The sequence below is a fragment of the Xanthomonas sp. WHRI 6108 genome (assembly GCF_040202385.2).
GTDB lineage: Bacteria > Pseudomonadota > Gammaproteobacteria > Xanthomonadales > Xanthomonadaceae > Xanthomonas > Xanthomonas arboricola.
The window spans coordinates 3,145,270-3,158,638 of record NZ_CP168198.1 but is presented as its reverse complement, the minus strand read 5'-3'; the positions used below and the strand labels follow the sequence as shown (position 1 = coordinate 3,158,638).

Here is a 13,369-nt window from a genome sequence, read left to right as displayed (position 1 = left end):
CGATCCTACCAGCTGCCTGGACGACGCGCGGTAAGATTTTGTGACATGCCGGCGCCGCGGGTTTCGCTGGTCGAGGCCGTTTGTCGTCGTTGTATCGGCATGTCGCCGATGCATCACGACGAGTCTCACGCGCGCATGCACTCCGCCACAGCCAACGGTCACAACGCGGCCGGCATAATGGTGCTTTGCGAGCAGATGGGTGCAATGGTCTACGAATTACTGATCAGCGATTGCGATGGCGTGCTTGTCGACAGCGAGATACTGGCCGACCGGGTGATGCGCGAGGCGCTGGCGGCCTTCGTGCCGGCCGAAGCGTTGGAGCAGTTGCTCGGCACAACGTTCGGGCAGACCACGCGCGAGGTATTGCTACGCGTGCAGGAACACTTCGCAGTAAAGCTACCGGAGACCTTGCTGGCACAGATCCAGGCGCGCAGCGAAGCCTTGATCAAGGCCGAGGTGCAGCCGATTGCCGGCGTGCGCGACGCGTTGGAGCAGATTCCGTTGCCGCTGGCGGTGGCTTCCAACAGCCGCCGCCACAATGTGATCGCCTCGGTCGAGCGGGTGGGGCTCACCGCACGCGCGGCAGGGCACATCTTCAGTGCCGACATGGTCGAGTGGCCCAAGCCGGCGCCGGATGTCTATCTGTTGGCCGCACGCACCCTGGGCGTTGCGCCGGAGCGCTGCCTGGTGATCGAAGACAGCCCCACCGGTGCGACTGCCGCGTTGGCGGCCGGCATGCAGGTGCTGGGGTTTACCGGCGCCAGCCATATTCCGCAGGGCCACGCCGACACCCTGCGTCGCATCGGTGTGCTGGCGGTGTTCGACGATATGCGCGAGTTGCCTGCGTTGTTCGAGCGGCTGGCGCAAAAACGCGCTAGCTGAGAGCTGCCGGCAGGACGTCTTGGACGCAGTGTCGATGGTGGCGCAATCGCAGCCCTCTCATTCTGCAACCGACCGGGCCGGACCGTGCAATCGACCTGCAATGACAGAGGGGTGGTGAGACGCTGGTCGACGCACACCGATCCGACCAATGCACCTCATGCACTGCTTGCAACCACGCACACCGACCCTCTCGACGGGTCCTTGCCCGCCCACCGTCGCGGGACCTTACGCGGCATGGATGCCGCGTAAGAGCCTACACGGACGTACTTGCGGCGTGTCCCGCGAGGGTGGGCGGGCAAGGGCCCTGCAGCAATCCCAAGCCATCAACGCAACAGGGCGCGATTCGCATCGCGCCCTGTTGCGTTCCGAGTCGCCACCTATCCGATCATCCGGTCAGCAGCAGCGAAACCCGCTCTTGCCGCCGTAACGCGCGTCCTGGCGCTCGCGGAAGAAGGTGGGGTAGTCCATCACCGGTTTGTCGGGGTGTTTTTCCAGCATGTGGCGCACGTAGTTGTCGTAATCGGGAATGCCGCAGCACAGGCGTGCGGTCTGGATCAGCCGCCGCCAGATGCGGCGATGCACCTGGTATTGGCTGGCGAGAACGAGTTGGGTGCCCATTACAGATCCGCCATCTGGTGTGGCTGCAAGGCCACGTACGGGGTTTCGCGGTCGCTACGCTGCGGATTGCGGCGCGCAATCACGATGGTCTTGATTGCGTAGATCAGGATCGAACCCACCACGAACAGGAACAGCACGGTCAGCCCGGTATTGACGTAGGCATTGGTGACGATCTGCTGCATCTGCGCCACCGTCTTGGCCGGCGCGGTGATGGTGTTGCTGGCGATGGCGTCCTGGTACTTGTGCGCCTGCGCCAGGAAGCCCTGCGCCGGGTTGCTGTCGAAGATCTTGATCAGCCCCGCATAGGTGGTGCAGATCAGCAGCCACACCGCCGGCACCAGGGTCACCCAGGCGTAGCGGTCGCGCTTCATCTTGAACAGCACCACCGTGCCCAGCATCAGTGCGATCCCGGCCAGCATCTGGTTGGAGATGCCGAACAACGGCCACAGGGTCTGGATGCCGCCGAATGGGTCGATCACGCCGGTGTACAGCAGGTAGCCCCACAACGCCACGCAACCGGCGGTGGCGATGATGTTGGCCGCCCACGATTCGGTCTTCTTCAGCGCCGGGATGAAATTGCCCAGCAGGTCCTGCAGCATGAAGCGGCCCGCACGCGTCCCGGCGTCCACGGCGGTCAGGATGAACAGTGCTTCGAACAGGATCGCGAAGTGGTACCAGAATGCCATGGTGTCTTCGCCCGGCAGCAGCTGGTGCAGGATCTGCGCGATGCCCACCGCCAGGGTGGGCGCACCACCGGCGCGTGCCAGGATGCTGTGCTCGCCGATGTCGCGTGCCGTGGCTTCCAGCACCTCCGGCGTGATCGCAAAGCCCCATTCGGACACCTTGGCCGCCACCGCCACCGTGTCGCTGCCGACCAGTGAGGCAGGGCTGTTCATGGCGAAGTAGATGCCCGGCTCGATGATCGATGCGGCCACCAGCGCCATCACCGCCACGAACGATTCCATCAACATGCCGCCGTAGCCGATGTAGCGCATGTGGCCTTCATTGGCGAGCAGCTTGGGCGTGGTGCCCGAGGCAATCAGCGCATGGAAACCGGAAACCGCGCCGCAGGCGATGGTGATGAACAGGAATGGGAAGATACCGCCCTTCCAGACCGGGCCGTCGCCGGTGGAAGCGAACTGGGTCAGTGCCGGCATCTTCAGATCCGGCATGACCACCAGGATGCCGATCGCCAGCGCCAGGATCGTGCCGATCTTGAGGAAGGTGGACAGATAATCGCGCGGCGCCAGCAGCAGCCACACCGGCAACACCGACGCGACGAAGCCGTAGCCGATCAGCATCCAGGTGATCTGCTTGGCGGTGAAGGTGAATGCCGGGCCCCAGCTCGGATCCGCCGCGACCTTGCCGCCCAGCCAGATCGCGCCCAGCAGCAGGATCAGGCCGACCACCGAGATCTCGCCGATCTTGCCGACCCGGATGTAGCGCATGTACACGCCCATCATCAGCGCGATCGGCATCGTGGCGATGACGGTGAACATGCCCCACGGGCTTTCCGCCAGCGCCTTGACCACCACCATCGCCAGCACCGCCAGGATGATGATCATGATCAGGAAGGCGCCGAACAGGGCGATGGTGCCGGGCACCTGGCCCATTTCCTCGCGTACCAGATCGCCCAGCGAGCGGCCGTTGCGGCGGCTGGACAGGAACAGCACCACGAAGTCCTGCACCGCGCCGGCGAACACCACGCCGACCACCAGCCACAGCAGGCCGGGCAGGTAGCCCATCTGTGCGGCAAGCACCGGGCCGACCAGGGGCCCGGCACCGGCGATCGCGGCGAAATGATGGCCGAACAGCACGTGCTTGTTGGTGGGCACGTAGTCCAGGCCGTCGTTGTTGGCCACCGCGGGCGTGGCGCGGGTGACGTCCAGCTGCATCACCTTGTCGGCGATGAACAGGCTGTAGAACCGGTAGGCGATCAGATAGATCGACACCGCCGCCACCACGATCCACAACGCGTTGATGTGTTCGCCGCGGCGTAGCGCCACGGTGCCCAGACAGAACGCGGCCAGCAGCGCCAGCGCGCCCCAGGCCAGCTTTGAGAACCCTTTCATGCATGCCCCTCAGGAACGATTCACCCAAGGGTCACCCTCTGCCCGCCCGGGGTCAATGGCGCCGTTCCGGGCCGAGGTAAAACTTTAGTTGTAGAGCGTCGTGGTGACGCCTGCCGGACCGCGCGGCGGTGCCGGCGGGTTTTGGAACGATCGGTTGCGCCGGTCGCGGTTGGGCCGCGTGCCGGCTGCATCCATTATTCGAGCCAGTCATTCACGCAGGGAGAGGTCGATGAGCACCACCACCACCGCAGCGGCGCACGTGCTGCGCACCATCCGTGGCATGCCTGCCTCCGACGGTGCCGGAGTCAAGCTGACCCGCGTGATCGGCACCCAGCAGCTGCCGGACCTAGACCCGTTCCTGATGCTGGACGAGTTCGGCACCGACAAGGCCGAAGACTATCTGGCCGGGTTTCCCAGCCATCCGCACCGCGGCTTCGAGACGGTGACCTACATGCTGGACGGGCGCATGCGCCACAAGGACAACCACGGCAACGAGGGGCTGCTGACCCCGGGCAGCGTGCAATGGATGACCGCCGGGCGCGGGCTGATCCATTCGGAAATGCCCGAGCAGGAATCCGGGCGCATGCGCGGCTTCCAGCTGTGGGTGAACCTGCCGGCGCGCGACAAGATGACCGACCCCAAATACCAGGAGTACGCCCCGGAACGCATTCCGGTCGCCCAGCCGGCGCCTGGCGTCACGGTCAAGGTGATCGCCGGCGCGGTGGGCGAGGTGCGTGGCCCGATCGTGCAACCGGCCACCGAACCGGTGTACCTGGATATCGCACTGGCACCGGATGCGGCCTGGGACTATGTAATGCCCAGTGGCCACAACGCGTTTGCCTACGCATTCGAAGGCGCGGTGACGGTGGGCGAGGGCAATGCCGCGCGTGTGCTGCCGGCGCAGCAACTGGCGGTGCTCGGCGGCGGCGAGCGCCTGACGCTGCGGGCCGGTGCAGACGGTGCGCAGCTGATCCTGGTGGCGGGCCGCCCGCTCAACGAGCCGGTGATGCGGCACGGCCCGTTCGTGATGAACACCAAGCAGGAACTGATGCAGGCCTTCGTCGATTTCCAGGAAGGCCGGTTTTGAGCCGGCGCGCTGCAGCCACCGCGGGGTTAGCGGCATGAGTGACCGGCCCGTCAGTGTCAGCACCGGCGCGGTGCCGTACACCGTGAGCATCCATGATGGCATGATGGTAGGCATAGCTGGAGCGGCGACACCCAGCCGGCCAATGGCGGCGCCGACGCCGGGCCGGATCCGGAGTCGCAGGTGTTGGGCGCCCTGGGTGCCTGCACCGCGATCACGGTGTCGATGGTGGCCGCGCGCAAGCAGTGGCCGTTGACGGCGGTGCATGTGCATCTGCATTACACCCAGCGCGGCGCTGCGGGCACGCGGATCACGCGGCAGGTCGAGCTGGAAGGCACGCTGGACGATGCGCAGCGTGCGCGCCTGCTGGAGGTGGCCGACAAGTGCCCGATCCATCGCCTGCTCACCGGCGAGGTGAGGATCGATACGGCATTGCAGGGCGACGGCGACGCGTCAGCTGCGGCGGCAGGCGTTTGAAAGCGCAGGCGAGCCGCATGCGGGTGCTCCGCCGGCTCTCCTGAAAGACCGCGTCAGGTCGGCATACCCTGGCGCGTCACGACCGCTTGCCTCAGCGCTGCAGTGCCAGGCTGGCCGGCTGCAGGTCCATGTTCTGCACCAGCGACTGCATCGAGGCCAGTTCCTCGCTGTTGGCGCCGTCGATCCATAGCTGCGCGTAGCGCTTCTTGCCCAGCTCGACCACGGTGACGCGGCGCGACTCCATGCCCGGCAGCTCGCGGCCGCCCAGGTCGAGCTTGTACCAGTAGAACTCCTCCTGCTGGATCTGGCCTTTCTCCGCGCGTCGGTCGCGCGCCAGCGTCATCGCCGGGTCGCGGGTGGTCAGCATCACCCCGACGACCTGGCGACCGTCGGCAGTCATGGCCTTGCAGACCAGATAGTCCGCGCCTGCAAGCTCGCTCCACTGCAGCCCGGAGGCTGGCGGTAGCGGCGGGCAGACCGGTGAGGTTTGGGCGTGAACGGTGGCGGCGGCCAGCAACAGGCTCAGGCCGACAAGGCAGGATGCGGACTTCATTCAAGTGTTCCCCGGCGTTGGATGTCTGCGCAGGGACAGCGTCGTCGCGCGTGTCGCCGCATCAGCCCCGTGCGCTCCCCGCCCGGCTGTGCCCGCACGCAACCTGTCCCCAACCTATGGGGGCATCACTACCACAGGTGTGGCTGCAAGCTCAAGCGCAATTCGCAGGCTGGGCTGCAATCGGTCGTGCACACCGGCACTTCCGTTTCGAGACCTGGGTGGGTTGCGCGGCGCTCGCGCGACAGCCTGCGGTCAGGGGTAGTTGACCGGTTTGGGGGCCGGGGTTTCCGGCAGCGGAATGAATTCCTTGTCGTCGCCGGGAATGCTGCCGAAGCGACCGGCCTGCCAGTCGTCCTTGGCCTGCTCGATGCGCTCCTTGGAGCTGGAGACGAAGTTCCACCACAGGTGGCGCGGGCCATCCAGCGGCTCGCCGCCGAGCAGCATCGCCTTGAGCGGCGTCCTGGCGCGCAGGCGTCCGCGGCTGCCGGGCGAGGGCACGATCAGGTGGCGCGTGGGCACGTCGGCGCCATCCAGCTGCGCCTCGCCTTCCAGGATGTAGAGCGCACGTTCGGCATGGCCGGTGTCCAGGTCGATCTCCGCATCCGGCTGCAGATCCAGCGCGACATTGAGCGTGCCGCTGAACACCTGCACCGGCGATTCCTCGCCATACGCACGTCCGGCGATCACGCGTAGCCATACGCCATCGCGGCGTTGCTGCGGCAGGCTGGCGGCGGCGTGGTGATGGAAGGCGGGCGCGGTTTCTTCGGCCGAGCGCGGCAGTGCGATCCAGGTCTGCATGCCGTGCAGCGCATGCGTGCGGGCGCGCTCGGGGCCGGGCGTGCGCTCGGAGTGGGCGATACCGCGGCCGGCGGTCATCCAGTTGACGTCGCCGGGGCGGATCACCTGGTCCGAGCCCAAGGTGTCGCGGTGGCCGATCTCGCCGGACCACAGGAAGGTGACCGTGGCCAGGCCGATATGCGGATGCGGACGCACGTCGATGCCGTGATCCGGCTCCAGCACCGCCGGGCCCATGTGGTCGACGAACACGAACGGGCCGACGCTGCGCGCCTGCAACGTGGGCACGGCGCGGCGGACTTCCAGCCCGCCGATGTCGTGCACGCGGGGAGCGATCAAGGTGGTCATGGCGGCGGCTCGCAGTGGCTGGAGTGGCCGCCAGCTTTGCATGCGCGCACGCGGCCGGGCGAGCGCTCCACCAAGACAGATCGTCCCGGAGGCAGTGTCACGTACGAGGCGGGCGACGTGTTTTCAAGGGCGAGCGGCGCATGCCGCGCGATGGCAGTCGAGCCGCGTGCAGCGATGTGCTGCATTGATGGGAGGAATGAAATCTTTCGCGACGATGACGTGCCTTGTCGCAGCAAGCATCATCGCTCGATTGCGAAAGAGTTCGCGCCGGTATCGCTAGCGCCGATGCGCGCCAGGCCTGGATGCCGCGCACTGGAACGTCGTTGCATGGCGCGCTGGCGGCCAGCGCGGGCGCACCGAGCTCGTTCGTCGTGGACGACGGCTGCAGGCACGCAGCGTGTCGATCGCGATTGACTGCCGCGCGCTAGAGCAGTTGTGAGGGCGCAGCGGTGTACAGGGCGATCTCGCCGCGCCGCGAGGCCAGCCGATCGGCCAGGCGCGTGGGCTCGGGCAGGCGATAGGCGCGCAGGGTACGCAGCGCCCAGTCGAGCGCGCCCTGCATCGAGACGCGATGGCCAGGCGAGACGATCAGCGGATTGCAGCGCAGCTTGCTGCGCAACGCCCAGCCGATCTGCGTGCCGCCCAGCAGGATCGGGCTGTGGTCGCCGCGCTCGGGTCCCGGCTCGACGAAGCTGCCTGCCAGGCGTTGCTTGGCCACGCCGATGCTGGGCAAGCCGGTCACCACGCCAAAGTGCGCGGCGATGCCGAGCTTGCGCGGATGCGCGATGCCCTGGCCGTCGATGAAGACCAGATCGGGCGGGCGCGAGAGCAGTGCCAGCGCCTGCAGCAAGGCCGGCAGCTCGCGAAAGCTGAGCAGCCCCGGTACGTAGGGCATCGAGGTGGGCACGCGCGCGACATGCGTCTCCAGCGGCAGCAGCGTGTCTGCATCCAGCAGCACCGCGGCTGCGCGTGTGGTCTGGCCGTCGTCTTCGAAGCCGACGTCGAAGCCGGCGAGCAGCTGCGGTGTTGCGCCGGCCTGGTCCTGCAGCACCACGCGGTGTGCCAGTTGCTGTTGCAACTGTCGCGCCTGGATGACGCTGCCATCCCAACCGGCAAAGACGGGATCGATCGTTTGCATGGCTGCAGCATCGCGCGCCGGGCGTGGCGGTGTCGTGCACGCCTGCGATGCGCTGGCTGCCGTTACAATCGCAGGCTGATCGGCCCCCAATCGGAGAACCGTAGTGACCCGCAAACTCGTACTGCTGCGCCATGGCCAGAGCCAATGGAACCTGGACAACCGTTTCACCGGCTGGGTGGATGTGGAACTCACCGAGCAAGGCCGCCAGGAAGCCGCTGCGGCCGGCAAGCTGATGAAGGACGAAGGCCTGCAGTTCGATGTGGCGCACACCTCGGTGCTCAAGCGTGCCATCCACACGCTACAGGGCGCGTTGAAGGAACTCGACCAGGACTGGTTGCCGGTGTCCAAGAGCTGGCGCCTCAACGAGCGCCACTACGGCGGCCTGCAGGGGCTGGACAAGGCCGAGACGGCAGCCAAGCACGGCGAAGAACAGGTCAAGATCTGGCGCCGTTCCTACGACATCCCGCCGCCGGCGATGGACGTCAACGATCCGGGGCATCCGTGTCACGACCGTCGCTACGCCACCCTGGACCGCAACGCGTTGCCGGGTACCGAGTCGCTGGCGACCACGCTGGTGCGCGTGCTGCCGTACTGGCACGACGCGATCGCACCGCAGTTGAAGGCCGGGCAGACCGTGCTGGTGACCGCGCACGGCAACTCGCTGCGTGCGCTGTACAAATACCTCAACGATGTCTCCAACGAGCAGATCCTGGAGCTCAACATCCCGACCGGGATCCCGTTGCTGTTCGAGCTGGACGACAACCTGCAGGTGCAAAGCTTCCGCTATCTGGGCGACCCGGAAGCGGCCAAACGTGCCGCCGAAGCGGTGGCCAACCAGGGCAAGGCGAAGTAATCGCCGCATCCGCCGGCTGCGCTGCGTGCATGGCGCGCAGCGTGGCGTGGGTTTCGCAACGCGCGTTTGAACGAGGCGTGCGGGTTTGACACGCAGGCGGCGCCTGTTCGCGGATCGAACGGGTACCGCAGGGCAGCGTGCGTGTGTTCTTGCAGGGGAGACATGATGTCCAGCAAGCGTAATAGGCAACAGATGAGTGCCACCTACTGCCGCGCATATTTGGTCACGTTGGGTTTGCTGTTGGCCGGTGGCAGCGCTGCGTTTGCGGTGCTGGCCTGGGGCAGCGTGTCCGCTTCGGCGATCGGCGTGGCGCTGCTGATCTGCGCCATGGGTGTGGCGCTGCTGATGTTCGGTTTCCTGGGGCCGTCGCGGCAGATGGAATCCTGGGCGGAGGCAGCGTCCGGGCATGAGGTCGCGCTGGTGCTGATGGCGCTGGCGTATCCGGTGTATCTGTTGATGGCGCCGGTGTACGCACGCAAATGATGGCAGTCGATGGCGCGCTGCTGCGCCGGACTGCTGGGTGGTTCCCGCGGCGGTAGATGGCGCTGGCACGCGCGTGCCCGGCTGACGCGCAGTGTCTTGTCGGTCGTTGTGCGTTCTTCGATAAGGCGCGGCACCGGACGTCAGGGCGTTGCGGTGCCGTTGCGATGATGGTGTGGTTGGTGTGTCTGCGCTGATTGCCTACTTTTTTGACTGCGTCCGACGCGGTCGTCTGCCTTGGAGAATGGAAAGATGTTGAGCAAATTCGCGCCACTGTCGCTTGCGGTGGCCATCGCGGTGACGCTCGCGGCGTGCGGCAGTTCCGACGACAGCGCCAAGCCGGCACCGGCCGCAACGCCGGCCGCACCGACCAGGGTGGATGTGTCCAAGCTCGATGCACCGATCGTGGCCTTCGGCATCAACGATCTGGATCCGGCCATCAACGCGTGCCAGGACCTCAACGGCTTCGTCAACGCCAAGTGGCTCAAGGCCAATCCGGTGCCATCGGACCGCACCAGCTGGGGCAGTTTCGAAGTGCTGGCCGAGCGTTCGCTGACCATCCAGCACGCGCTGGTGGAGCAACTGGCGCGCGGCAACCTGTCGGCCGGCTCGGTGGATGCCAAGATCGCAGACCTGTGGCGCACCGGCTCGGACGAAGCGGCGATCGACAAGGCCGGCATCATGCCGCTGCAGCCGCAGCTGAAGGCGATCGATGCGCTGACCGATGCGCCGTCCATCGCCGCGTGGTTGCGCGACAGCTATGCCAAGGGCCAGGGCTTCGTGTTCTCGTTCGGCGCCAATGCCGACTACAAGAATTCCGAACAGATGATCGCCTACGCGGGCCAGGGCGGTCTGGGACTGCCGGAAAAGGGCTATTACACGGATCCGGCGCAGGCCAAGATCCGTGAGCAGTACGTGGCCTACATCGCGCGCGTGCTGGAATTGTCCGGCGTTGCGCCAGCGCAGGCGGCAACCCAGGCCAAGGCGGTGATGGCGTTCGAAACGCGCCTGGCCAATGCCTCGCTGTCGCGCATCGAACTGCGCGACCCGGCCAAGCGCTACAACCCGGTCGATGTGGCCGGCGCCAATGCGGTCACGCCGCATTTCGACTGGCAGGCGTTCTTCAGCGCGCTCAAGGTGCCGGCCGGGACCTTCTCGCTGAGCCAGCCGGGTTACTTCGCCGAGCTCGATGCGATGCTGGCCGACACGCCGGTGGACACCTGGAAGGCCTACCTGCGTTTCCACAGCGTGGATGAGGCAGCGCCGTATCTGGCCAAACCGTTCGAGCAGGCCAATTTCGATTTCTATGCCAAGACGCTGCGTGGCCAGCAGGACATGCTGCCGCGCTGGAAGCGCACCTTGAACGCGGTCAACGAGGCGATGGGCGAGGCCCTGGGCCAGTTGTACGTGCAGTCCGCGTTCCCGGCCGAGTCCAAGCAGCAGATGCAGCAGCTGGTGCAGAACCTCTCGGCGGCGCTCAAGGCGCGGCTGGAAAAACTCGACTGGATGAGCGCGGAAACCAAGCAGCGCGCGCTGGAAAAGTGGGCCAGCTTCACGCCCAAGATCGGCTACCCGGACCAATGGCGCGACTGGTCGGGCCTGGAAACCCGTGGCGATGGCTTCCTGGCCAACATGCAGGCCGCGCAGGCGTTCAACTACCGCTACATGCTGGACAAGATCGGCAAGCCGGTCGACAAGCGCGAGTGGCATATGACCCCGCAGACGGTCAATGCGTACTACAACGCCACGCGCAACGAGATCGTGTTTCCGGCGGCGATCCTGCAGCCGCCATTCTTCGATCCCAAGGCCGACCCGGCGTTGAACTACGGCGGTATCGGCGCGGTGATCGGGCACGAGATGATGCATGGCTACGACGACTCGGGCAGCCAGTTCGATGCCAAGGGCAACTTCGATACCTGGTGGACCGATGCGGACCGCAAGCTGTTCACCCAGCGCACCGATCAGCTGGTGGCGCAGTTCGACGGCTATGAGGCGATTCCCGGCGTACATGTCAAAGGCAAGCTGACCCTGGGCGAGAACATCGGCGACCTGGGCGGTCTCACCGTGGCCTACGACGCGCTGCAGATGGCGTTGCAGGAACAACCCGACGCCGGCAAGGATATCGACGGTTATACCCAGGACCAGCGCTTCTTCATGAACTGGGCCACGGTGTGGCGCCGCAACTTCACCGACGGCGAACTGCGCGTGCGCCTGAACACCGATCCGCATGCGCCGGCCAATTTCCGCGCCAATGGCGCGCCGTCGAACATGCCGGCATTCGCGCAGGCATTCCAGTGCAAGCCCGGCGATGCGATGGTGCGTGGGGACAAGCAACGCGTTGCGATCTGGTGATCGGCGCAACTGCAGCACGTGCGGTTGCGACCGCGCGTGCTGCAGTTGCCGCGTTTTAGCGGCTTTGTAGAGCCTGCTTGCGGCTGCGTCTGCACATCGGGCTGCCTGCGTAACGTCTAGACTGCCGCGCTTCGACCGGCGGGGAGCGGCAGTGACAAGGCGAAAGATCTTCAAGGCGATCGGGATCGGTGTGCTGATCCTGGTGCTGGGCAGCGTGCTGTCGTTGTACGGCTACGGGCGCTTTGCCGATCGTCAACGCGGTGCGGTGAGCCATGCGCTGCCTGCCACGGCGATCGCCACGCCGATCGATCAGGTCGTCGCGCCGCTGCAGCAGGCACATGCCGGCCAGACCGGCATGGTGATCCTGCCCGACAACGTCGATGCGTTTGCGGTGCGCGCGCTCACCGCGCGTGCGGCCGGGCGCAGCCTGGATCTGCAGTACTACATCTGGCATGCCGACTTCACCGGCAACCTGCTGCACAACGAGCTGCTGCATGCGGCCGATCGCGGCGTGCGCGTGCGCCTGCTGCTGGACGACATGAACATCCACGGCAGCGATTCGGTGCTGGCGGCGCTGGACAGCCACCCGCTGATCGAGATCCGGCTGTTCAATCCCACCCGTGCGCGCGAAGGCACGCTGATGCGCGGCGTGGAGATGGTGCTGCGCATGTTCAGCATCAATCGGCGCATGCATAACAAGGCCTGGATTGCCGATGGCCGGATGGCGGTGGTGGGCGGCCGCAACGTCGGCGACGAGTATTTCGATGCGGCGCGCGACACCAACTTCATGGACATGGATGCGGCATTGATGGGGCCGGCCGTGGGCCAGGCCGAGCAGGTCTTCGATGCGTACTGGAACAGCCCCAATGCCTTGCCGCTGGACGCGCTGGTGACCGCACGGCCGCAGGCACTGGATGCGTTGCGCGGCAGTCTGGACGCCGGCCTGGCATCGGCACGCGCGCATCCCTACGTGGAGCGGCTGCGCCAGTCGCCGAGCGTGCAGGCCCTGACGCAGGGCCAGCGCCAGGTGCACTGGCTGGAGCAGGCGCGCATCGTCTCCGACCCGCCGGAAAAGGCCGAAGGCGCACCACCGCAGGCGGACTGGATGACGCCAATCCTGATCGGCGAGATGGCGCGTGCGCAGCGCGAGCTGAAGGTGATCTCGCCGTACTTCGTGCCGGGCGAGGAAGGCATGCGCTGGATCGGCCAGTTGCGCCAGCGCAATGTGCGCGTCAGCGTGTTGACCAATTCGCTGGCGGCAAACGACGTGGTTGCCGTCCACAGCGGCTACGCCGGTTACCGCGTGCCCTTGCTCACCCAGGGCGTGCGCCTGTACGAGCTCAAGCCGATGGGCAAGCCGGACGGCAGCCTGTTCGGGTCCAGCGGGGCCAGCCTGCACACCAAGGCTTTCGTGGTGGACGACAGCAGCGGCTTCATCGGCTCGTTCAATCTGGATCCGCGCTCGATGAATCTCAATACCGAGATGGGCCTGCTGTTCAACGATCGCGCAGTGGCCGCGCAACTGGAACAGGTCTACAACCGCAAGATCGGTGCGCCGGTGAGTTACCGCGTGACCCTGGAGCACGGCGAGTTGCGCTGGCACGACGATGCGGCGCAACCGCCCGAGGTGTGGTCGCAGGAGCCCGCAGCCAGTGTGTGGCGGCGTGGCGCGGCGACGGTGATGGGCTGGTTGCCGCTGGAGTCGCAGTTGTAGTTC

11 protein-coding genes and 1 pseudogene are annotated in these 13,369 nt (G+C 66.4%); 7 read left to right on the top strand and 5 right to left on the bottom strand.

The genetic code is table 11. The features are described from left to right. Positions 1–177 precede the first annotated feature (177 nt). Positions 178–882: an HAD family hydrolase gene (locus ABQ039_RS13285; RefSeq protein WP_184456984.1), complete on the top strand. Its 705-nt coding sequence runs from the start codon at positions 178–180 to the stop codon at positions 880–882. Between the two features lie 393 nt (positions 883–1,275). Here the strand turns inward: ABQ039_RS13285 and ABQ039_RS13280 are convergent, their stop codons facing one another. Next, positions 1,276–1,500 carry a YbdD/YjiX family protein gene (locus ABQ039_RS13280; RefSeq protein ID WP_016904074.1) on the bottom strand — a complete coding sequence of 75 codons (225 nt, stop codon included), beginning with the start codon at positions 1,498–1,500 and terminating at the stop codon, positions 1,276–1,278. Then, the gene (locus tag ABQ039_RS13275) at positions 1,500–3,572 is read right to left on the bottom strand and encodes a carbon starvation CstA family protein (protein WP_054592997.1); all 2,073 of its coding nucleotides are present in this window, start codon (positions 3,570–3,572) and stop codon (positions 1,500–1,502) included. The genes ABQ039_RS13280 and ABQ039_RS13275 overlap by 1 nt, the downstream gene beginning before the upstream one ends. Positions 3,573–3,801: 229 nt before the next feature. Here ABQ039_RS13275 and ABQ039_RS13270 point away from each other — a divergent pair, with 229 nt between their 5' ends. Then, positions 3,802–4,659 (top strand): pirin family protein, encoded by an 858-nt coding sequence (locus ABQ039_RS13270; RefSeq protein WP_184518428.1) that lies wholly within the window; start codon positions 3,802–3,804, stop codon positions 4,657–4,659. A 34-nt stretch (positions 4,660–4,693) separates the two neighbouring features. Next, positions 4,694–5,133: pseudogene (locus ABQ039_RS13265) on the top strand (OsmC family protein). 91 nt (positions 5,134–5,224) lie between these two features. Here the strand turns inward: ABQ039_RS13265 and ABQ039_RS13260 are convergent. The 3 genes from ABQ039_RS13260 to nfi form a co-directional block, all read right to left on the bottom strand. Beyond that, the gene (locus tag ABQ039_RS13260; protein ID WP_054592994.1) at positions 5,225–5,686 is read right to left on the bottom strand and encodes a hypothetical protein; all 462 of its coding nucleotides are present in this window, start codon (positions 5,684–5,686) and stop codon (positions 5,225–5,227) included. 252 nt (positions 5,687–5,938) lie between these two features. Next, positions 5,939–6,829, bottom strand: coding sequence for a pirin family protein (locus ABQ039_RS13255; RefSeq protein WP_104544089.1), 891 nt, complete (start codon positions 6,827–6,829; stop codon positions 5,939–5,941). 424 nt (positions 6,830–7,253) lie between these two features. Next, positions 7,254–7,967, bottom strand: coding sequence for a deoxyribonuclease V (gene nfi / locus ABQ039_RS13250; protein ID WP_349778040.1), 714 nt, complete (start codon positions 7,965–7,967; stop codon positions 7,254–7,256). Between the two features lie 103 nt (positions 7,968–8,070). Between nfi and gpmA the strand changes: the two genes are divergently transcribed. From gpmA to ABQ039_RS13230, 4 genes are all read left to right on the top strand, one after another. Then, the gene (gpmA, locus tag ABQ039_RS13245; protein ID WP_016904068.1) at positions 8,071–8,820 is read left to right on the top strand and encodes a 2,3-diphosphoglycerate-dependent phosphoglycerate mutase; all 750 of its coding nucleotides are present in this window, start codon (positions 8,071–8,073) and stop codon (positions 8,818–8,820) included. 165 nt (positions 8,821–8,985) lie between these two features. Further along, a complete protein-coding gene (locus tag ABQ039_RS13240) occupies positions 8,986–9,303 on the top strand; it encodes a hypothetical protein (protein WP_102581373.1) in 318 nt (105 codons plus the stop codon). A 249-nt stretch (positions 9,304–9,552) separates the two neighbouring features. Continuing rightward, complete coding sequence (locus ABQ039_RS13235; RefSeq protein ID WP_349778041.1) at positions 9,553–11,652, top strand: M13-type metalloendopeptidase; 2,100 nt, start codon at positions 9,553–9,555, stop codon at positions 11,650–11,652. Between the two features lie 151 nt (positions 11,653–11,803). Continuing rightward, positions 11,804–13,366, top strand: coding sequence for a phospholipase D family protein (locus ABQ039_RS13230; protein WP_349778042.1), 1,563 nt, complete (start codon positions 11,804–11,806; stop codon positions 13,364–13,366). The last annotated feature ends 3 nt before the right edge of the window (positions 13,367–13,369 follow it).